We start from the raw sequence: 21484 nt of genomic DNA, 5'->3' as shown, positions 1-21484 counted from the left end.
AACATACGACGTACTTGGCGATTACGGCCTTCTGAAATTGTAATTTCTACTAAAGTTGTGTTCTTTTCTTTGTCTTGGTTTTTAATTTTAACTTCTGCCGGATGTGTCTTGCCATCTTCTAAATGAATTCCTTTTTCAAGTTGTTTCACTTCATCACGCATAAGATAACCTTTTAGTTTAGCTACATATTTCTTTTTAATTTTATAACGGGGATGTGTCATTAAATTAGTAAACTCGCCATCATTCGTTAAAATAAGCAATCCAGAAGTATCGTAGTCTAAACGACCAACAGGATAGATACGTGTTTCTAAATCCTCAAAATAGTCAGTTACTACCGTTCTGCCTCGATCATCAGAGACACTCGTGATGACTTGTGCTGGTTTATAGAATAAAATATAAAGCTTGTCTTCTTGTTCTAGTTTAACGCCTTCAACTTCTACATTATCTGAAGGTTTAACTTTGGTACCTAGTTCAGTCACAGTTTCTCCATTTACCTTAACTTTACCTTCTGTGATTAATGTTTCTGCTTTTCTTCTAGACGTATAACCGCTATTTGCGATACGTTTTTGTAATCTCTCTAAATCTTTACTCATTATTATCTCCTTTTTGGTTAATTAGATTGTTGAAGAATGATTCTATTTCTTCTTCCTCTTCTTCTGTCGTTGGTAATTCATCTATATTTTTCATGCCGAATACGTTTAAGAATAATGGTGTCGTATATAATTGTTGGCTTCTTGAAGTATCCTCATCTTTAGCTTCGATTAATCCTCTAGCAATCAATGTCTTGGCAGCACCATCAGAATTAATACCGCGGATTACTTCGATATCACTTCTAGTGACGGGCTGATTATACGCAATAATAGAAAGTACTTCCATGGCTGCTTGTGATAACTTCATATTAGATTGTTGCTTAACAAGTTGCTCAATATAATCAGCTAACGCTTGTTTAGTAGTCAATACTAAAGTCGTGCCATACTGATGAATCATGAGACCAGGAGAATCATAGTCCTCTACTAACGCTAATAATTCTTCTTCAGAAATATCTAATATGTCTTGCAGTTGAGTGATTTCTAAACCTTCATCTCCTGCTGTATACAATAAACCTTCTAATATGCCGATTTGCTTAAGCGCCATAATTTACACCTCGAGTTATATTAATGTCAGCGAATTCTTTATCTTGTGTGATTTGAATAATGCCTGACTTGGATAATTCTAAAATTGCTAGAAAATGTGTCACAACGTGTTCTGTTGTCTCTTTGAAAGTAAACAAGCTGAAGAAATTAAAAGATGCTGCTTTGGCTAAACGTTCAGACACTTGGGTTGAAGCTTGTTCAATAGTAAATGTTTCTTTTTGAATTGTAACTTGTCTTGGTGTATCAAAAGAAGCTCTGGTCTTGATACGCTGATATGCCATGATTAATTCAGTTAAATCAATTGTGTGATTTTCATCCCATAATTCTACAGATTCTAAATGACTTAAATCAGTCGGGTGTTTACTATAGTATTGTTCCCTTTGAACTTTCATTTCATTTAAAAATTCAGTGTATTCTTTGTAGTTTTGATATTCTATTAATCTTCCTACTAAATCTTCACGAGGATCGTCTAATTCCTCTTCTGCTAAGTCGGGTTGTTGCGGCAATAACATTTTGCTTTTAATCATGAGCAATTCAGATGCTACAACAAGGTACTCACTTGCAATATTAATTTCTAATTGTTTCATCGCATGAATATAATTCATATATTGTTCGGTTAAAGCTTTCATGGGGATATCATAAATATCAATTTCATATTTATGTATCAAGTGTAACAATAAATCGAGCGGCCCGTTAAAAGCATCTAATTTAACTTCGTACATCCATTTGTATCTCCTTTAATTGCAAGTCGCGTTTGTCATTCAGTACAATATTATACATGAAACATATCAAGAATTAAACGAGAAACAAGGAGCGCTTAATAGATGAAACAAGCATTAATCGAGTTTTACTATCAATTTCACACCAAACAACATTATTTTTTGTGTCATGATATTTTAGAAGATGCATGGAAAGCTCAGGCGCAATTCACGAAACGAGATGCTGTCGTGAGCTTAATTTTGTGTGCTACCGGATGCTATCATTACAGACGCGCAAATTATAAAGGTGCACATACTTTATTTCAACGTGCTGCTCGTGTTGCACATGAAAGCCAAGACAATTTATATCAATTAGGAATCGAGAGTAAAAGTTATCTAAAGTTATTGAATGACTTAATAGAAAATACAAAGCTTCAACAACCTTTTATACCAGTAGAATTACCTTTACTATCAACAATGAAAAAACAAATCAAACAACATTATCCTGACTATGCTATCATGCATCAAATCAATACACTTCCATATATCTGTGATCACCATTTATTAAGAGACCGTCATGAAGTGGAACAAGAACGATTAGAAGCGTTAAAACAAAAGCAATTAAAACATAAAAAATAGTGCATGAACCAAATGATCATGGTTCATGCACGTGGATGGAATTCATTGTACATTTTTCTGATTTGAGATTTCGAAACATGTGTATAAAGTTGTGTAGTTGAAATATCAGAATGACCTAACATCTCTTGTACTGCTCTTAAATCTGCCCCATTTTCTAGTAAATGTGTCGCAAATGAATGACGTAAAGAATGGGGTGTTAATTTCTTAGATATGTTAGCTTGGACGCCATATTGCTTAATAAGTTTCCATATTCCTTGTCGTGATAAAGGTTTACCGTGCATATTTAAAAAGAGCACGTCAGTCACTGTACGCTTTAATAACTGCGGTCGAACGGTTTCAATATACTTTTTCAAGTAATCGATTACCGTTTCGCCTAGAGGAATAATTCTTTCTTTGCTTCCTTTACCAAACACACGAACAAAGCCCATAATCAGATTGACATCTTCTACTCTGACATGAATTAATTCTGTTACACGCATGCCCGTTGCATACAGCAGCTCTAAGATGGTTCTGTCACGATAACCATTATTTTTGCCTAAATTCGGCGTTTCTAACAATGCTAAAACATCATCGACATCTAACACATCTGGTAACCTGCGTTCATATTTAGGTGTTTCGATTAAAACTGTCGGATCTTTTGCGGCATAGCGTTCTCTAAGCGCAAATTGATGAAAGCTTCGAACAGTGGAGATAAAGCGGGCAATCGATTTTGCGGAATGACCATCATCGTGTAAATATCCTAAACATTGTTGAATGGTTTCTCTATCTATAAAGTCAATATGTTTCACCTTTTTTAATTCTAAATACGCTTTATATTTATTTAAATCACGACGATAAGCCCCTATTGTATTAGCACTTAAACCTTTTTCAATTTGGATGAACTTTAAATATTCCTCAATAATATTTTGAAAATTCGTTTCCAATCCGTTCACCTTCTAACCTAAACTAACTCTCTTTTTTCTTTTGTTGGCATTCACGACAAATACCATGAAATGTCAAACGGTGGTCTAAAATCTTGAAATGAAATTCAGATTCAACTCTTTCTTCGACTTTCGGCAATAAGTCTTCAACGATTTCCTCAACTTTACCGCACTCCATACATACAAGATGGTGATGGAAATGCTTTTCGCCTTCTTTTTTCAAGTCGAAACGTGAAACGCCATCACCGAAGTTGATTTTATCGACGATTTTAAGTTCAGCAAGTAGTTCCAATGTACGATAAACCGTTGCTAAACCAATTTCTGGTGCTTTGTCTTTTACCTTTAAATAGACATCTTCTGCACTAAGATGATCTTCTTCGTTTTCAATCAGCACTCTTAAAGTTGCTTCACGTTGTGGAGTTAATTTGTAGGATGATTTTTGTAACTGTTGCTTCACGCGTTTTAAACGTTCTTCCACGGAAGCCTCACTCCTCTACTAATAATTATTATCATTTTAATGTAACTTAATGACTCATTTATAAATTACCAGTATTTGAGGCAAATTGCAACACATTCTCATTTGCTATTTAGAATGATTATAATGTGATAATACATGCTGTAATGCTATTAATGTTTTAGCATCCTCGATTTGATGATTTTGTATTAAATCATTGATTTCATCGAGACTTAACTCAACTTGTTCCACAAACTCATCTGGGTCTAAATGTACCTCTCCTTTTACTAAATCATCAGTGAAATAGATTGCGATTTTCTCATTTGCGAAACCAGGAGATGTATAAATATCAGCAATCAATTCTAAACTATTCGCTTTATAACCTGTTTCTTCTTCTAATTCACGCAATGCTGCTGACTTAGGTTCTTCCCCTTTTTCTAATTTTCCTGCTGGAATTTCTAACAATACTTGTTCAATCGGTTTACGATATTGTTTGACAAAAACAACTTTGTTTTCCTTAGTTAGCGCGCACACAGCAACTGCACCTGTATGATTAACAATTTCACGTTTGGAAGTCTTACCATTCGGTAATTGTACTTCATCTACATCGACTTCAATAATTTTACCTTTGTAGATTGTTTGTTTATTTAAAGTTTTCTCTGTTAAATCCATTTGAATCACGTTCCTTTTAACTATATTGAAATACTGATAAACTAGCAGTGTTAGACAATTAAAGTGTATCGAAAGGAGTCACAACATGCAAAAGAATGTTTTGAATAGCGGTTTAGAGATTTCTGAATTAGGTTTAGGGTGCATGAGTTTAGGCACAGAAAAGAAACATGCACAAGCCATTATTGAACGTGCCATTGAATTAGGAATAACTTATTTTGATACAGCAGATATGTATGACAAAGGCATCAATGAAAAGTTAGTAGGAGAAATTTTGAAACCGTATCAAAACTCAGAGGATATCGTTATCGGGACTAAAGTCGGAAATCATCTTCAATCAGATGGTACGACATTTTGGGATCCCTCTAAGAAACACATCAAAGAAAGTGTCAAACAATCATTAAAAAACTTAGGCGTTGATCAAATAGATTTATACCAATTACATGGTGGAACAATAGAAGATCCTCTTGACGAAACAATCAGTGCTTTTGATGAATTGAAACAAGAAGGACTAATTCGTGCATATGGTATCTCTTCTATTCGCCCTAATGTCATTAAATATTATTTAGAACACAGTCAAATTGATACATGGATGGCACAATATAACTTAATTGATAACCGTCCTGAAGATTTGATTCAACAAGCGCATCAAAAAGGTGTTAAGATGCTTGCACGTGGTCCATTATTTAAAGGATTGTTGACAGCAAACAGCAATACAGCGTTAGATCAAAAATTTGCGGATGGTATTTTTGATTATAGTTATCAAGAACTTGGCAGTACTGTTGCATCACTCAAAGAAATTGAAAACAACTTGTCAGCATTAACTTTCAATTATTTATTAACACAAGATGTATTAGGTTCAATTGTAGCTGGTGCGAGCAGTGTTGAACAATTAGAAGAAAATGTGAAGAACTATCAAACACATGTGGATTTAACACGTTTACACGCCGCAAAAGAACGCGTTAAAGATTTGCATTATACGAATCATTTAAACTAAGTCATTTAAACATAATAAAGCAATATAGTTAAATAAGACTTGTCACATACTCAAGATAGCGTAACTTTATTATTTAATCGCTGATCAGTATACGACAAGTCTTTTCTTATGAACTTTTGTTATTAAATAGTTGCGGTGCTATTTTTTCAAGCGTTCTTGGTGCTAATTGATAAGCTTTCAATAAATGATACAACCATTTCGGTCGGTTAACTTCACTCTTCCCTTTCAACATAGCTGAAATAATGTCTCTAGCTAGAATATTAGGATCTAACATGAATTTGTCGACTTGTGCCGCATAATTTAATGTTGGATCTGCTTTGGCATGAAATGGTGTGCGTATCGGCCCGGCGTTGACGACTGTAATTCGATAATCAGGTTGTTCTAATCTTAAGGTGTTTAAAACTTGATTAAAGCCTGCTTTACTTGCTGCATAGTGACCACTCGCTGTCTGTGTGGAAAATGCAGCTAAACTACTCACTCCTACAATATATGGATGTTGAGTAAAATAAGACGCAAGTTGCGTTAATAATAAATTGAAATGAATGAGATTAATAGTATACGTTTCAATCATTTCTTGTTCACTATGTTCCAATATAGGTTTGAAATGCCCTAAACCAGCACTATGAATGAAACCATCAATCGGTTTTGAAAATGTGAGTTGATGTATATCTGTCGCATCATTTAATTCACAATACTTCGAATCTAATAAGTGCTGATTGACAGGAAAATGTGTTTCATTAAATTTCTGCATATTTCTGACAAGTAAAGTTACATGGGCGCCTTTATTTAAAAGTTGTTGTGTGAGTGCATAACCGAGTCCACTCGTTCCTCCAGTTACAACAAAATGCTTTCCTATAATCTGTTGCATCAATATCCTCCGTTCTAAATTAAGTGTGTATGTAATGAAATAATAGCCTCAAATTAACATTGTTGTGCAAAATGATTGATATTGCTATGATAAGTGTATCAATTATCAAAATATAGGGAGTGCTATTCAAAATATGAAAATTGTATTCTATGGTTCGGGCAATATGGCTCATGCTATTTTTGCAGGAATAATCGCATCTGAAGTCATCGATCCTAACGACATTTATATTACAAACCGTTCTAATGAAGCGGTATTAAAAGGCTATGCTGACGAATTAGGCGTTAATTACAGTTATGATGACGCCGCATTATTAGCAGATGCTGACTTTGTCTTTTTAGGAACGAAACCCTATGATTTTGAAGCATTAGCTGATAGAATCCGTCCGTATATTACAGATAAAAATAGATTTATCTCTATCATGGCTGGTATCTCGATACAGTATATCAGAAAACAACTTGAGCATGACAACCCAATTGCACGTATTATGCCTAATACAAATGCTCAAGTCGGTCATTCGGTCACAGGTATCAGTTTCTCTGAAAACTATAAACAAGACGATAGAAAACAAGTCATTGATATTGTGCATGCTTTCGGTTCAGAAATTGAAGTGCAAGAAGATGCATTGCACCAAGTGACTGCGATAACTGGCAGCGGCCCTGCTTTCTTATATCATGTGTTTGAGCAGTATGTAGAAGCGGGTGTCAGACTTGGCTTGGATAAAGAAGAAGTTGAAGAATCAATTCGTAACTTGATTATTGGAACAGGAAAAATGATTGAACGTTCTGATTTAAGTATGGAACAGCTAAGACAAAATGTGACTTCTAAAGGCGGAACGACACAAGCTGGTTTAGATGCATTAGCGCAACATGATATTGAAGGTATTTTTGAAGATTGCTTCAATGCAGCTGTAAAAAGAAGTAAAGAGTTATCAAACGATGAATAAAAGTTAAACCCATAAATAAGAAATGCTGAGACAGTTACGTTATCTGTCTCAGCATTTTTAAATTTCAAACGCATCAAAATCTCTTACGAATTTAAATTTTAAATGAGGATAATGTTCTTGCAACTCAACATATAAAATATCAATATCGCTTAAGTTATATCGATTGCTGATATGATTAAGCAATGCCTGCTTTGCTTGAGAAGCTTCTAATAAATTTAAAACATCTGAAATATGACTATGGTGATGACTATCTGCTAATGTTCGATCACCATCAATATATGTAGCTTCATGAACAATTACATCAGCATTTTCGGCTAATACATATTCATTTTCACATGGCATTGTATCACCGAAAATCGCAATTTTAGGACCTATTTTATCAGCACCTTTAAATTGTGAAGAGTCGTAGGTCTGATTATTAAATATGAACGTATCATGTTCTTTAACTTCTTGGTATTTAGGGCCTGGTTCCATACCAATCGCTTTCAATGCGGCGACATCTATTTTACCAGGCGTTGTCGGCGCTTCAATGCGATAACCAAATGATGGCACCCCGTGATTTAATGCATATGCACTGATAGTGAATCCTTCATGATGATAGTGTAATTGTTCGTCAATCTCTATAAATGTAATTGGGTAATTTAATTTAGATAATGAGGCTAATAATGTCATTTCAACATAGTTTTTAATACCTCTTGGTCCAATGATTGTCAGAGGTTTATCTTCTCCGCCTTGGAAAGAACGACTTGTTAATAAGCCAGGTAATCCGAATATATGATCACCATGCATATGGGTGATGAAAATATGGTCTACTTTACCGAGTTTAATCGAGTGGTGCAAGATTTGGTGTTGTGTCCCCTCTCCTACATCAAATAACCATATTGAATTTGAATAAGGTTCTAAGTTGAGCGCTATTGCTTGTGTATTGCGTTCTTTGGTTGGCAACGCCGCTCCAGTACCTAAAAATGTAATTTCCATTATAACGCTCCTCTCTACACGTTAGTGTACCATATCTAAAATAACAAACACGAAGAAATTTAAGCATAAATGTGTTACATTAATTCTTCATAGTTTATAATAATAGCATATCTAATATAGAATTGAGGTTTTGAATCTTGAGTAATAAAAGAAAGCATATACCATGTTTGATTACAATTTTTGGAGCTACGGGTGATTTAAGTCATCGAAAGCTGTTTCCTTCACTATTCCATTTATACCAACAAGATAATTTAGATGAACATGTTGCAATCATTGGTATTGGCCGTCGTGACTATTCAAATGAGCATTTTCGCAACCAAGTGAAATCATCTATTGAAGCTCATGTCAAAGATACAAAACACCTTAATCAATTTATGGAACATGTATTTTATTTCAAACATGATGTCAGCGAAGAACAAAGCTATGATGATTTATTGAAATTTAGTAATCAACTCGATTCAGAATTCGGTTTGCAAGGAAATCGCCTATTCTACTTAGCAATGGCGCCTAATTTCTTTGGTTTGGTTACGGATTACTTAAAATCATCTGGTTTAACTAAGACAAGAGGATTCAAACGCCTTGTAATTGAAAAACCATTCGGCAGTGATTTGGCTTCAGCTGAAAAATTAAACAAACAAATTAGAAAATCATTTAAAGAAAATGAAATTTATCGTATTGACCATTATCTTGGTAAAGATATGGTGCAAAACATCGAAGTGTTACGATTTGCGAATGCGATGTTCGAACCTTTATGGAACAATAAATATATTTCAAATATTCAAGTGACATCATCCGAAATTTTGGGTGTTGAAGACCGTGGCGGTTATTATGAATCTAGCGGTGCATTGAAAGATATGTTCCAGAACCATATGCTTCAAATGGTAGCATTGTTAGCAATGGAACCGCCGATCAGCTTAAATAGTGCAGATATCCGTGCGGAGAAAGTCAAAGTATTGAAGTCGTTGCAACCATTGGATTCTGAAGCGGTTCGAACAAATTTTGTACGTGGTCAATATGATGCTGGTGAAATTGATGGCAAGTACGTTAAAAGTTATCGCGAAGAAGATCGTGTAAGCGAAGATTCAATTACACCTACTTTTGTTTCTGGTAAAGTCATGATTGATAACTTCCGTTGGGCAGGTGTACCATTCTACATTCGTACTGGTAAACGAATGAAACGTAAATCTATTCAAGTTGTTGTTGAATTTAAAGAAGTACCTATGAACTTGTACTATGAAAAAGACAAACATTTAGATTCAAACTTATTGGTTATTAACATCCAACCTAATGAAGGGGTATCCATTCATTTAAATGCGAAGAAAAATGTACAAGGTATCGAAACAGAGCCTGTTCAACTTTCATATTCAATGAGTGCACAAGATAAAATGAATACCGTTGATGCCTATGAAAACTTATTGTTCGACTGTTTAAAAGGTGATGCAACAAACTTTACGCATTGGGAAGAATTAAAATCAACATGGAAATATGTAGATGCAATTCAAGAAGAATGGGATCAAGTTGAACCTGACTTCCCTAACTATAAATCAGGCACAAATGGTCCTTTAACAAGTGAATTGTTATTAAGTCGTGATGGATTCCACTGGTGGGACGATATTCATTAATATCAATTTAAATTTATAATGACAAGACGGTGTCACAACATTGATACTGTCTTGTCTTTTTTTAACCTCTTTTATAGGAAAGTCACGGAAAAATACGGTATAATATAGGACAATAGTTATTTTAGGAGTGAGCAGTTTGGACGTTATCAAGCAAATACAACAGGCCATTGTTTATATCGAGGACCGTGTTTATGAGCCTTTCCATTTGCAAGATTTAAGCGATTACGTTGGCCTTTCTCCCATGCATCTAGATCAGTCTTTTAAAATGATTGTCGGCTTATCTCCTAGTGAGTATGCAGAAGCTAGAAAATTAACGAAAGCAGCTGAAGATGTGATTGTAGGGGCTTTTCGTTTAGTAGATATCGCAAAAAAGTATCATTATGAAGATACAAATGACTTTGCTAATGCATTTAGTGATTATCATGGTATTTCTCCAATTCAAGCAAAGCTGAAACAAGACGAGTTGAAAATGCAAGAAAGATTATACTTAAGAATAGCAACGACGGATCGTCCGCCTTATACGTATAGATTAGAAAAATCAGAGGACCATGCTTTAGTCGGTTATGCAAAATTTGTGAACACTGAGGACTTAAGCAATCCATTTCTTGTTGCTGACTTTTTAGAAGATTTATTAATAGATGGTAAAATAAAAGAACTTGAACGTTATAATGATGTGAGCCCTCATGAATTATTTGTAATCAAATGTCCATTAGAAAATGGCGTTGAACTTTTCATAGGTGTTCCCAGTGAGCGTTACCCTGCTCATTTAGAAAGTCGCTTTTTGCCATCGCGCCAATATGCAAAATTTAATTTGCAAGGTGAGATTGATTTTGCAGTTAATGAAGCATGGCATTATATTGAAACACGATTGCAGCTGACAATGCCTTATGAAACTGAAGCTTTGTATGTAGAGGTCTATCCATTTGATATCTCATTCGACAATCCTTTTACTAAAATTCAATTGTGGTTGCCTGTTGATTTAGATGAATAATAAACGAGAAAAAAGCACGCTATCAGTAATGAAAAACTGATAACGTGCTGATTTTAATTTATAAAGTTATTTTTCTTCAGCCCAATGTGTATGGAAAGTACCTTCTTGGTCTTTACGTTGATAAGTGTGCGCACCAAAGTAGTCGCGTTGTGCTTGAATTAAGTTTGCTGGTAAGTTTTCTGAACGATAACTATCAAAGTAATTAATGCTTGCAGCAAATCCAGGTGTAGGAACACCATTTGCAACACTTTCAGCTACAACATCACGTAATGCTGATTGATAATTTGTTACGATATCTTTAAAGTAAGGATCTAATAATAAGTTTTGTAGTTCTGGATTATTATCATAAGCCTCTTTAATTTTTTGTAAGAATTGTGCACGAATAATACAACCTGCTCTCCAAATCATAGCTAACTCGCCAAGTTGCAAATTCCATTCGTTTTCTTCACTAGCTTTACGCATTTGCGCAAACCCTTGTGCATATGAGCAGATTTTACTCATGTAAAGTGCTTTACGGATTTTTTCTAAGAATTCATCTTTATTGCCTTCAAATTTTGGTGAAGGACCTGTTAACTCTTTAGATGCAGCTACACGTTCATCTTTCATTGATGAAATGAAACGGGCGAATACAGATTCTGTAATGATTGTTAAAGGAACTCCTAGTTCTAATGCGTTAATAGAAGTCCATTTACCTGTACCTTTTTGTCCTGCTTTATCCATTACTTTTTCAACTAATGGTGTGCCGTCTTCATCAAGTTTGTTGAAGATTTCGCCAGTGATTTCAATTAAGTAACTTTCAAGTTCGCCGTCATTCCATTCTTTGAATGTGTTTGCAATTTCAGTATGTGACATATGCAATGCATCTTTCATTAGCGCATAGCTTTCAGCAATTAATTGCATGTCAGCATATTCAATACCATTGTGTACCATTTTAACGTAGTGTCCAGCACCATCTGGACCAATGTATGTTACACATGGTGCACCGTCGTCAGCTTTAGCTGAGATTGCTTCTAAGATATCAGCAACTTTATCATATGCTTCTTTTTGGCCACCAGGCATAATTGAAGGGCCAGTCAATGCGCCGACTTCTCCACCTGACACGCCTGTACCAATAAAGTTAATGCCGCTTTCTGCTAATGCTTTGTTACGACGAATCGTATCTTGATAGTTTGTATTACCACCATCGATTAAAATGTCGCCATTATCTAATAATGGTAATAAGCCTTCAATTGTCGCATCCGTTGCTGGACCTGCTTTAACCATTAAAAGAATTTTACGTGGACGTTCTAGTGAGTTTACAAATTCTTCTAAAGAATATGTTGGGTGAATATTTTTGCCTTTTGATTCTTCGACCATTGCATCAGTTTTTTCTTTTGAGCGGTTATAAACTGAGACTGTATAGCCACGAGATTCAATATTCCAAGCTAGGTTTTTACCCATTACGGCTAAACCGACTACACCAATTTGTTGCGTCATATTACTTACCTCTCTTTGATAAAATTTTCTATTTTATTGTATCACAATTAGCGTTCTTGCTCACTTATTCAAGCTTAAAATCAAGCGCTTGTTAATTCTACAATTTTAAGTAATTGTTCCGCTAATAGATTTAACGACTGAATTTCTATTCTTTCTTCTGTGGTATGGATATTTTGATAACCAATACCAATAATGACAGTTGGTATTCCTAATGCGTTGATGATATTACCATCGGAACCACCGCCTGCAACGACTGTATTGCCGCTTAATCCTAGACTTTGTGCACTTTTCACTGCATATTGTGTTACTTTAGCATCTTCATCAACTTTGAAACCTTGATAACTTTTACTTGTAATCACATCTGCAGAGCATCCATATGCTTCAGCAGTTTCTTCAAACACTTGTTTCATGTGATTGATTTGCGCTTCGATTTTATTATTATCATGTGATCTAGCTTCCGCATGTAATGTGACTTCGTCAGCGACTATATTCGTTGCTGAACCTCCAGTAAAACTACCAATATTTGCAGTTGTTTCATTGTCGATTTTACCTAACTTCATTTTGCTAACTGCTTTCGCTGCAATATTTATAGCACTTACACCTTTATCTGGTGTACTTGCATGTGCTTTTTTACCATGAATCACTGCACTGAGTTTCATTTGTGTAGGTGCACCTAATACAGTAGTACCAATCGGAGCACTAGCGTCCACTGCATAGCCGAATTGCGCATCTAACAATTCAGGATTAAGCGCTTTTGCTCCTAATAAACCAGACTCTTCACCCACTGTGATAACAAATTGAATTTGACCATGTGGGATGTTATTTTCTTTTAGAACTTGAATCAATTCAAGTAAAGCAGCAATGCCTGCTTTGTCATCTGCACCTAACACAGTCGTACCATCTGAATAGATATATCCATCATCTTTAACGATAGGTTTGACTCCAATGCCTGGTGCAACAGTGTCCATATGACTGGTAAAATAAATTTTTTGGGTTTTGTTTTGATTTTCTGTTGCTGCAAGTGTACTGATTAAGTTGTTAGCGCCTAAATCTGGTTGTTCACTTGCATTGTCTTCTTTTACTGTTAAACCTAAATTTTCAAATTTTTCTTTAAGAATTGGTTGGATGATTTCTTCGTGACCTGTTTCTGAGTCGATTTGTACCAATTCTAAAAATGTTTCTAGTAAACGTTGTTCGTTAATCATGTTTTAACCCCTTCCTATACTATGTTTAGTGTATACGATTTATCTGCTTTGTAAAACATATATGTTCAAAAAATAGGTTAAAATCATGATATAATAATTTGTAAGCGTTACGTTGAAATCATAACCATATTGATTTAAAATAATGTACTATATTTACAATTAAGAAGAAGTTTATCTGGAGGAGAATAACGTGTTTAAAGGCAAAGTCTCAAAAGTCGTTATTATCGTTATGTTGATAGCGGTAATCGTTGCACTTATATTATCAAGCTTAGCACCATTGATGCAGTAATAAAAATGAGGATGATCTGTAATAAAAGATCACCCTCTTTTTTTATATTTCATCATATAATTTTAACGATCCAAAATGAGATTTGATTTGTAAATATCGTTCTAGTTCACTTACAATTTGTATTTCATTTGCACGATTAATTAAGGCCTCTTTGGACTGAGGCAGAGATTGATCATAAAGATCAATATGTAAATCATAAAGTGAATACAGGCGCATCGCTGTATAATCGTTACTATTAACATTCTTAGCTATCTCAGCAAATAAATTACCTAAACGGTGCATCATTTTATCTTCTGATTTGATATTCTTCAGCAAATGTTCAATACGCTCTATGATTTCCAATTGTTCTTCTCTCATATCAAAATAATGATAATAAGAGTTTTCATTACGAACAAAGTGATTTTTTACGTCTCTGAAAGCGTAAGACTTCGCTTTTTGGATTTCTAATTCAATATTTTTGAGCGGTACATCAACTGGATAATCTAAATCAAAACATGATTTACTGAATGCATCGAAAGTCTCTGTAAATTGTTTCTCTATTTTATGTTTATATTCCTTTAATTGTTTATCCAGGCTTGGCATAATTAAATTCATAATAAATGCGATACCTAGACCAACAATTAACAATAAAACTTCATTGATAAATAAGTGAAAATCAATAACTTTAGCGTTGAAAACATGGAGTAATATAACGCAGCTTGTAATAATACCTTCTTGCACACCTAAAACAACCGTTAAAGGTATAAAGAATAATACGATTAAACCTAATACAATTGCATTTTGACCAAGCAAACTAAAAACGATGGATCCTAATATTAATATAAGAATACAGGATACAAAACGAGAAACAATTGCTTGTAGGGAATGTACTTTTGTATGTTTAATACATAAAACAACTAAAATGGCACTTGAAGAAAAATTATCTAAACCAATCAATTTGGCAATAATTATTCCAAGTGCCATTCCTACAGCAGTCTTTATCGTTCTAAATCCTATTTTATAGGGATTAAAACGCTTCATCTGCTTTGCCTCTTATCTTTCTTCACAATATTTTTCGAATAAATTTTGAAGTTGTGTAATAACATCCATGATGTCATGACCTTCAATTTGGTGACGTTCAATCATTTCAGCAATTTTACCATCTTTCACTAGCGCAAATGATGGGCTTGATGGTGCATAACCTTCAAAATAATCTCTTGCTTGTTGTGTAGCTTCTTTATCTTGACCAGCAAATACTGAAACTAAACGGTCAGGTAGTTTATCATAATGTAATGAATGCTCGGCAGCTGGACGTGCAATACCACCGGCACAACCACAAACTGAGTTTACCATCACAAGTGTTGTACCATCTTGTTTTAAAACAGCATCTACTTCTTCAGGTGTTGTAAGTTGTTCATAACCTGCTTTTTCAATCTCGTTACGTGCTTGTTCAACAACATCGTTCATATATAAATCGAAATTTAAATCCATATCGAAATCACCTTTCAGTTCTTAATAACGTTCTATTTTATTCTACTAATTAATTTAGTAATCTTCAACAGGATGAACCTTAACGTTCAAAATGGTTTAATAAATATGCGTGTGTTCGATAGTAAATTGTTCGACTCTGTTTTTGATTGTGTTCATGAAATGACCTGCTTGTAAGCCATCCAGGATACGATGATCGATTGAAATACATAAATTGACCATATTGCGAATTGCGATCATATCATCAATTACAACAGTTTTTTTCACAATGGATTCTACTTGTAAAATTGCAGCTTGTGGATGGTTAATAATACCCATAGAAGATACAGAACCGAATGTACCTGTATTATTTACCGTGAATGTACCACCTTGTAAATCAGCTTGTGTTAATTTATTTTGACGTGCTTTTTGAGCAAGCTCATTAATTTCACGTGCAATCCCTTTAATAGATTTTTCATCAGCATGGTGAATCACTGGTGTATATAGTTTGTCCTCTACTGCAACCGCAATAGAAATATTGATATCTTTATGCACTTTGATTTCAGAACCTTGCCAACTACTATTTAACATTGGGTATTCTTTTAATGCTTCCGCAACTGCTTTAACAAAGAATGCGAAAAATGTTAAATTATAGCCTTCTTTTGCTTTAAATTGATTTTTATGATGGTTTCTCGTTTTTACTAAGTTTGTAGCATCAGCTTCTACCATCATCCATGCATGAGGAATTTCTGATACACTTTGAACCATATGTTTAGCAATGGCTTTACGTACACCATTAACTGGAACGGAATCCGCTGGAACATCTGATGAATTTGTTGATGAAGTTTGTTGACTATTTACTTCTTTAGTAGATTCAGTTGATGTTGGTGCTGTCTCAGCTTGAGTTGAAACTGTTTCTGGATGAGCAATCACATATTCAATATCTTTCTTTGTCACACGACCTTCAAAACCAGTTCCTTTAACTTGCGACAAATCAATTTGATGTTCAGAAGCCAATTTGAATACAACAGGTGAATATCTGCCATTATTTAACGGTTTATCTGATTCTGTTTGTTTAGATTCAGTTTGTGGTTCTGTTGATATATTTTCATTTTCTGATGTTTCTGTAGTAGTTGTTGGTTCTGGTTTGGAATCAGCTTCTGAACTATCCTCTGAAGAACCTTCAGCTTCGATTTCACAAATTGGTGTTCCCACACTGATTGTTTCTCCAGCTTCAACTAAGATTTTGGTGATTGTTCCAGCTTCAGTGGATGGCACTTCAGCTGTTACTTTATCAGTAATAACTTCACAAATAGGCTCGTATTCTTCAATTGTATCGCCGACTTCTACTAACCATTGTTCAATTGTACCTTCGTGTACACTTTCTCCGAGTTTCGGCATTTTAATCTCCATTTGATAAGCCTCCTATATTTTAGAAACGTGCAAGTTCTAACATTTTCGCTTTAATTTTATCTGGATTCATCATGAATTCATCCTCTAACGGTGGAGAGAATGGCATAGATGGTACGTCTGGACCAGCAAGACGCATGATAGGCGCATCTAAATCAAATAAGCAATTTTCAGCGATGATTGCCGATACTTCTGACATAATGCTACCTTCTAAATTATCTTCTGTAACTAATAAAATTTTACCTGTACGTTTTGCGCGCTCAATAATTGTTTCTTTGTCTAATGGATAAACTGTGCGCAAGTCCACTACCTCTACGTCGATACCCTCTTCTGCTAAGACATCTGCTGCTTGTAGACTATAATTAACACATAAACCATAAGTAAAGACAGTAATATCACTACCTTCACGTTTTACGTCTGCTTTGCCTATAGGTACTGTGTAATATTCCTCAGGTACCTCTTCTTTAAGTAAGCGATATGCCTTTTTATGTTCGAAATAGAGTACAGGATCATTAGATTCTACTGAAGCTAAAAGTAACCCTTTCGCATCATATGGTGTAGATGGTATAACGATTGTTAAACCTGGTGTAGAAGCAAAGACACTTTCTATACTTTGAGAATGATATAAAGCACCGTGTATACCTCCACCGAATGGTGCACGGATTGTAATTGGTGAACTCCAATCATTATTTGAACGATAACGCATTTTTGCAGCTTCGCTCATGATTTGGTTAGTTGCTGGTAAAATATATTCCGCAAATTGAATTTCAGCAATAGGACGCTTGCCTAACATAGAAGCTCCGATAGCTGTACCGACAATATTGGATTCAGCTAAGGGTGTATCAATGACACGTTCGATTCCGAACTTTTCTTGTAAACCTTGAGTAACACCAAATACGCCACCTTTTTTACCAACGTCTTCTCCTAATACGAACACGTCAGGGTCTTTTTCCATAGCTTGATATATTGCTTGTTTGATTGCTGCTAAATAAGTGAGTTTAGCCATTATTCAAGCCCTCCTTCTTCATAAACAAATGTATATGTTTCACTTGGGTCTGGATAAGGAGAAGCTTCTGCTTCTTTTGTCGCTTTATGAACAAGCGTCTTATTCTCTTTTTCAACTTCATCGAACCAAGCTTGATCAACAATACCTAAATCCATCAGATGTGCTTTGAATTTAATGTTGCAATCTTGAGATTTTAAACCTTCTCTAATTTCAGGGCTACGATATTGATCGTCATCATCTGAAGAATGTGCCGTCATTCTTGTACACATTGCTTCTAATAAAGTAGAGCCTTCGCCATTTAGTGCTCTTTCGCGTGCTTCATGCATCGCTTTATACATCGCAATTGGGTCATTACCGTCTACTCTTTCACCGTGGATACCATAGCCTAATGCACGATCAGAAAGTTTTTCCGCAGCATACTGTAAATGTGAAGGTACTGAAATCGCATATTCATTGTTTTCTATCACACATACAAATGGTAATTTTTGAACACCGGCAAAGTTTAGGCCTTCATGGAAATCCCCTTGGTTAGATGTTCCCTCACCTAACGTTGCCATAGCAATATTAGGTTTACGATCCATTTTTAAAGCTAAAGCTGCACCTACACCTTGGAGTACTTGTGTACCGACCGGAGAACTTTGTGATAAGATATCAACTGACTTTTTACTATAATGTGAAGGCATTTGTTTACCACCTGAGTTAACATCCCCTTTTTTACCAAAGGCTGACATCATTGTTTCAGCAGGTGTAATACCTAAATATGTGATTAATGCTAAATCGCGATAATAAGGTGCAGAAACATCCCCTTTTTCCATCGCAAATGCCATACCGATTTGTGCTGCTTCTTGACCTTGGCAACTAATAACGAAAGGAATTTTGCCTGCACGGTTTAAAAGCCACATTCTCTCATCTAATTTGCGGCCAAGATCCATCCATTTATACATTTCTTTTAAATCATTTTCGGTCAGACCGGCAGATTTATAATCCATCATTTTTTATTTCCTCCTCATATTACGCATGAACAGAGCGTTTTGCTGCTTTAAGTCCTGCTTCCATTAGAACTTCTGATAGTGAAGGATGCGCATGAGTTGTCAGTCCTAATTCAAGCGTAGATCCATTCATAAATTGAAGTAAAGCTACCTCGTTAATTAATTCTGTTACGTGTGGACCAATCATACTTAATCCTAATACAGAATCTGTTTCTTGGTCTACCACTACTTCACAAAAACCATCTTGCTGATTTGCATCTTCAATGACTGCTTTACCAATCGCTTTGAAAGGAACTTTAAAACTACGAGCTTTTTTATAACTTGCTGCTTTAGCTTGTTCTATATTCATACCAATTGATGCGATTTCTGGGTAAGTATAGACACATTTAGGAATTGCATTATAATCCACTGGAATCACTGAATCTTCAAACATTGCTTCTACAGCGGTAGTTCCTTCTTTAGAACCAGCATGTGCCAGTTGTAATTTACCAATACAGTCTCCAGCTGCATAAATGTGCTGTTCATTGGTTTGTTGTTTATCATTTACTTCAATAAATCCTTTGTCATCTAATGTGATTTTCGTATTATTCAAGCCGATGTCATCTGTATTTGGTTTACGACCTACAGCTAATAAAATTTTATCTACTTGAATTGAATCATCGTCTAATTTAATTATTGCTGAATCTTCTTTAATTTGAATTTGGTCTTCAGATAATTGTACATTTTCATGAATATGCACACCTCTATCGTTCAGGTGTTTTTTCAACGTTTGTGTAACGGACTTATTTTCACTAGGTAAAATGCGTTCACCAGCCTCAATGACTGTTACTTCAACGCCGAAATCGTTTAACAATGAAGCGAATTCCATACCTATGACTCCGCCACCAATTATAGCAATTGATTGAGGCAGTTCTGTCATTTTTAAGATATCGTTACTTGAAAGTACAACTTGATGATCAAATGATAAAAATGGCAATTCTGCTGGTTTAGAACCTGTCGCAATCAGCACATAGTCATTTGGAATAAGTTCAGATGTACCATCTTCATATTCAACTGATATCGTACCAGGTTGTGGTGAGAAGATTGATGATCCTAAGATACGTCCAGTACCATTGTAAATATCAATATGGTTATGCTGCATGAGATGTTTTACACCTGTATGCATTTGTGCAACGATATCATTTTTTCGTTCAAATACTTTATCGTAATTCAAATTAAATTGGTCTGTTTCAATACCATATGCCGCAGCATGTTTAACTGTATGTAATACTTCAGCTGACTTTAATAAGGCTTTAGTTGGAATACATCCTTTATGTAGACATGTACCGCCTAATAATTGATTTTCAACAATCGCGACTTTTTTACCCAATTGCGATGCGCGGATTCCTGCAACGTAACCTGCAGTGCCGCCACCTAGAATAACTAAATCATATTGTTCTTCTGCCATGATTGATCTCCTAACTATATATTTTTACTTCTTCTCGTAAATTAACTGCTTCATAAACTTGGCTTGCGAGAGCTTCCATCTCTAACTCTCCAGGGTATACACTCATTGGAGCAATCCATTCGACATATTCTTGGATTTTATCCGTAATGAGTTGGCTGTGTGCAATTCCACCAGTTAATAAAATTTGATCGATATTACCTTTAAAAATTACGGCTCTTTCACCAATCGTTTTCGCAATTTGATAAATCATTGCGTCCAAAATTAAACGTACTTCATTATTGTTGTTATATTGATTCGTCAATTCTTTCATATTATTGGTAGAACATAAGTCGACGAGTCCTGCTTGCTTACTAATAAAGTGATGGAGTGCTTCAAGTGAATAACCACGCTTAACACCAAATTGATAAAGCATATCATTTGGGATTGTGCCAGCACGTTCTGGACTCATTGGACCTTCTCCATATAAGCCTTCATTCACGTCTACAACTTTACCATATAAATGTGCACCGACTGTAATACCTCCGCCCATGTGAGCTACAATAACATTAACTTTGTTATAAGATTTTTGAATGGACTTTGCATATTGACGTGCAACTGCTTTTTGATTTAAAGCATGAAAGACGCTTCTACGCTCAATCTCTTTTATGCCTGTTATCCTTGCGATATCAATTAACTCGTCAACAACGACAGGATCAACAATAAATACAGGCACATTTAGTATTTCTCCTAATTTATACCCTATAATCCCACTTAAATTTGAAGCATGCACTCCATATTTAAATGACCTTAAATCTTCATACATTTTAGGATTAACTTTATATGTGCCGCCAGCAATGGGTTTAAGCAGACCGCCTCTGCAAGCAATCGCCTCAATGCTTTGCATTCCAGGTGTATTTTCTTTGATAAATGTTTTTATGGTGTCAATTCGATATGATTCTTGATCAAGCAAAGGTTTTTGTGAGATGTTCAAATCATGATGAATCGTTTCTATTGAACCACAATTTTCATCTTGATAAAAGCCGATTTTTGATGATGTGCTTCCTAAATTTATGACTAAAATATTGGTCATGTATTTCACCTGCTTTATATTGCATTCATGATGCAGTATTCATGTTTTCTCAAAACTACCCTTTATATTTTACCTTAATCTGGTATTCAATTAAAAGTAATCCCCTATAAAAGTAATGACTTGTTACCCTCAAATAGTTATTTTTCAGTTTAAATCTTTAAATCCAAAATAAAAGTACGACTTTCACTTAGAATTGAAAATCGTACTTTATTAATTGTCTTCTGAGTTTATGGAC

General features: G+C 34.9%; 22 protein-coding genes. 5 read left to right on the top strand and 17 right to left on the bottom strand.

Annotated elements, in window-relative coordinates; genetic code table 11:
- From BU038_RS08550 to BU038_RS08540, 3 genes are all read right to left on the bottom strand, one after another.
- A partial coding sequence (locus BU038_RS08550) for a pseudouridine synthase (RefSeq protein ID WP_107605673.1) occupies positions 1-593 on the bottom strand: 593 nt, incomplete at its 3' end.
- A complete protein-coding gene (gene scpB, locus BU038_RS08545; RefSeq protein ID WP_107605672.1) occupies positions 586-1134 on the bottom strand; it encodes an SMC-Scp complex subunit ScpB in 549 nt (182 codons plus the stop codon). The genes scpB and BU038_RS08550, both read right to left, overlap by 8 nt.
- Positions 1124-1855: a segregation and condensation protein A gene (locus BU038_RS08540; protein ID WP_107605671.1), complete on the bottom strand. Its 732-nt coding sequence runs from the start codon at positions 1853-1855 to the stop codon at positions 1124-1126. The genes scpB and BU038_RS08540 overlap by 11 nt, the downstream gene beginning before the upstream one ends.
- Positions 1856-1957: 102 nt before the next feature.
- Between BU038_RS08540 and BU038_RS08535 the strand changes: the two genes are divergently transcribed.
- Complete coding sequence (locus BU038_RS08535; protein WP_107605670.1) at positions 1958-2470, top strand: DUF309 domain-containing protein; 513 nt, start codon at positions 1958-1960, stop codon at positions 2468-2470.
- 23 nt (positions 2471-2493) lie between these two features.
- Here BU038_RS08535 and xerD read toward each other — a convergent pair whose 3' ends face one another.
- From xerD to BU038_RS08520, 3 genes are all read right to left on the bottom strand, one after another.
- A complete protein-coding gene (gene xerD, locus BU038_RS08530; protein ID WP_107605669.1) occupies positions 2494-3393 on the bottom strand; it encodes a site-specific tyrosine recombinase XerD in 900 nt (299 codons plus the stop codon).
- 22 nt (positions 3394-3415) lie between these two features.
- Entirely contained in the window at positions 3416-3868 is a 453-nt protein-coding gene (locus tag BU038_RS08525; RefSeq protein ID WP_002480997.1) for a Fur family transcriptional regulator, read from the bottom strand.
- A 105-nt stretch (positions 3869-3973) separates the two neighbouring features.
- Positions 3974-4516: an NUDIX hydrolase gene (locus tag BU038_RS08520; protein ID WP_107605668.1), complete on the bottom strand. Its 543-nt coding sequence runs from the start codon at positions 4514-4516 to the stop codon at positions 3974-3976.
- 85 nt (positions 4517-4601) lie between these two features.
- Here BU038_RS08520 and BU038_RS08515 point away from each other — a divergent pair, with 85 nt between their 5' ends.
- The gene (locus tag BU038_RS08515; protein WP_107605667.1) at positions 4602-5510 is read left to right on the top strand and encodes an aldo/keto reductase; all 909 of its coding nucleotides are present in this window, start codon (positions 4602-4604) and stop codon (positions 5508-5510) included.
- 106 nt (positions 5511-5616) lie between these two features.
- Here the strand turns inward: BU038_RS08515 and BU038_RS08510 are convergent, their stop codons facing one another.
- Entirely contained in the window at positions 5617-6369 is a 753-nt protein-coding gene (locus BU038_RS08510) for an SDR family NAD(P)-dependent oxidoreductase (protein ID WP_107605674.1), read from the bottom strand.
- 142 nt (positions 6370-6511) lie between these two features.
- On the opposite strand from BU038_RS08510, the gene proC reads away from it, so the two are divergent.
- Positions 6512-7321 carry a pyrroline-5-carboxylate reductase gene (gene proC, locus BU038_RS08505; protein WP_107605666.1) on the top strand — a complete coding sequence of 270 codons (810 nt, stop codon included), beginning with the start codon at positions 6512-6514 and terminating at the stop codon, positions 7319-7321.
- A 57-nt stretch (positions 7322-7378) separates the two neighbouring features.
- Here proC and rnz read toward each other — a convergent pair whose 3' ends face one another.
- The gene (rnz, locus tag BU038_RS08500; RefSeq protein ID WP_107605665.1) at positions 7379-8299 is read right to left on the bottom strand and encodes a ribonuclease Z; all 921 of its coding nucleotides are present in this window, start codon (positions 8297-8299) and stop codon (positions 7379-7381) included.
- 137 nt (positions 8300-8436) lie between these two features.
- Between rnz and zwf the strand changes: the two genes are divergently transcribed.
- Together zwf and BU038_RS08490 are read left to right on the top strand one after the other, a co-directional pair.
- Complete coding sequence (zwf, locus tag BU038_RS08495; RefSeq protein ID WP_107605664.1) at positions 8437-9921, top strand: glucose-6-phosphate dehydrogenase; 1485 nt, start codon at positions 8437-8439, stop codon at positions 9919-9921.
- A gap of 136 nt (positions 9922-10057) precedes the next feature.
- Entirely contained in the window at positions 10058-10912 is an 855-nt protein-coding gene (locus BU038_RS08490; RefSeq protein WP_182676052.1) for an effector binding domain-containing protein, read from the top strand.
- 66 nt (positions 10913-10978) lie between these two features.
- On the opposite strand, the gene gndA is transcribed toward BU038_RS08490, so the two are convergent.
- From gndA to buk, 9 genes are all read right to left on the bottom strand, one after another.
- Positions 10979-12388 carry an NADP-dependent phosphogluconate dehydrogenase gene (gene gndA, locus BU038_RS08485; RefSeq protein WP_107605662.1) on the bottom strand — a complete coding sequence of 470 codons (1410 nt, stop codon included), beginning with the start codon at positions 12386-12388 and terminating at the stop codon, positions 10979-10981.
- Positions 12389-12468: 80 nt separating this feature from the next.
- Positions 12469-13593, bottom strand: coding sequence for a M20/M25/M40 family metallo-hydrolase (locus tag BU038_RS08480; RefSeq protein WP_107605661.1), 1125 nt, complete (start codon positions 13591-13593; stop codon positions 12469-12471).
- A 331-nt stretch (positions 13594-13924) separates the two neighbouring features.
- Positions 13925-14902 carry an aromatic acid exporter family protein gene (locus BU038_RS08475; RefSeq protein WP_107605660.1) on the bottom strand — a complete coding sequence of 326 codons (978 nt, stop codon included), beginning with the start codon at positions 14900-14902 and terminating at the stop codon, positions 13925-13927.
- Between the two features lie 12 nt (positions 14903-14914).
- Positions 14915-15352 carry a bacilliredoxin BrxB gene (gene brxB / locus BU038_RS08470; protein ID WP_002481008.1) on the bottom strand — a complete coding sequence of 146 codons (438 nt, stop codon included), beginning with the start codon at positions 15350-15352 and terminating at the stop codon, positions 14915-14917.
- Between the two features lie 96 nt (positions 15353-15448).
- A complete protein-coding gene (locus BU038_RS08465; protein WP_107605659.1) occupies positions 15449-16741 on the bottom strand; it encodes a dihydrolipoamide acetyltransferase family protein in 1293 nt (430 codons plus the stop codon).
- 19 nt (positions 16742-16760) lie between these two features.
- A complete protein-coding gene (locus tag BU038_RS08460) occupies positions 16761-17744 on the bottom strand; it encodes an alpha-ketoacid dehydrogenase subunit beta (RefSeq protein WP_107605658.1) in 984 nt (327 codons plus the stop codon).
- On the bottom strand, positions 17744-18736 hold the full coding sequence (locus BU038_RS08455) for a thiamine pyrophosphate-dependent dehydrogenase E1 component subunit alpha (protein WP_107605657.1): 993 nt from the start codon (positions 18734-18736) through the stop codon (positions 17744-17746). Before BU038_RS08455 ends, BU038_RS08460 begins: the two co-directional genes overlap by 1 nt.
- A gap of 19 nt (positions 18737-18755) precedes the next feature.
- Positions 18756-20180, bottom strand: a complete 1425-nt coding sequence (gene lpdA / locus BU038_RS08450; RefSeq protein WP_107605656.1) for a dihydrolipoyl dehydrogenase — start codon at positions 20178-20180, stop codon at positions 18756-18758.
- Between the two features lie 10 nt (positions 20181-20190).
- Positions 20191-21249 (bottom strand): butyrate kinase, encoded by a 1059-nt coding sequence (gene buk / locus BU038_RS08445; protein ID WP_107605655.1) that lies wholly within the window; start codon positions 21247-21249, stop codon positions 20191-20193.
- Positions 21250-21484 lie beyond the last annotated feature (235 nt).

The sequence above is a fragment of the Staphylococcus simulans genome, from assembly GCF_003043455.1.
In the GTDB taxonomy this organism is placed as follows: domain Bacteria; phylum Bacillota; class Bacilli; order Staphylococcales; family Staphylococcaceae; genus Staphylococcus; species Staphylococcus simulans_A.
Note: the sequence above shows the minus strand (reverse complement) of the source record. Positions and strands in the feature narration are given on the sequence as shown.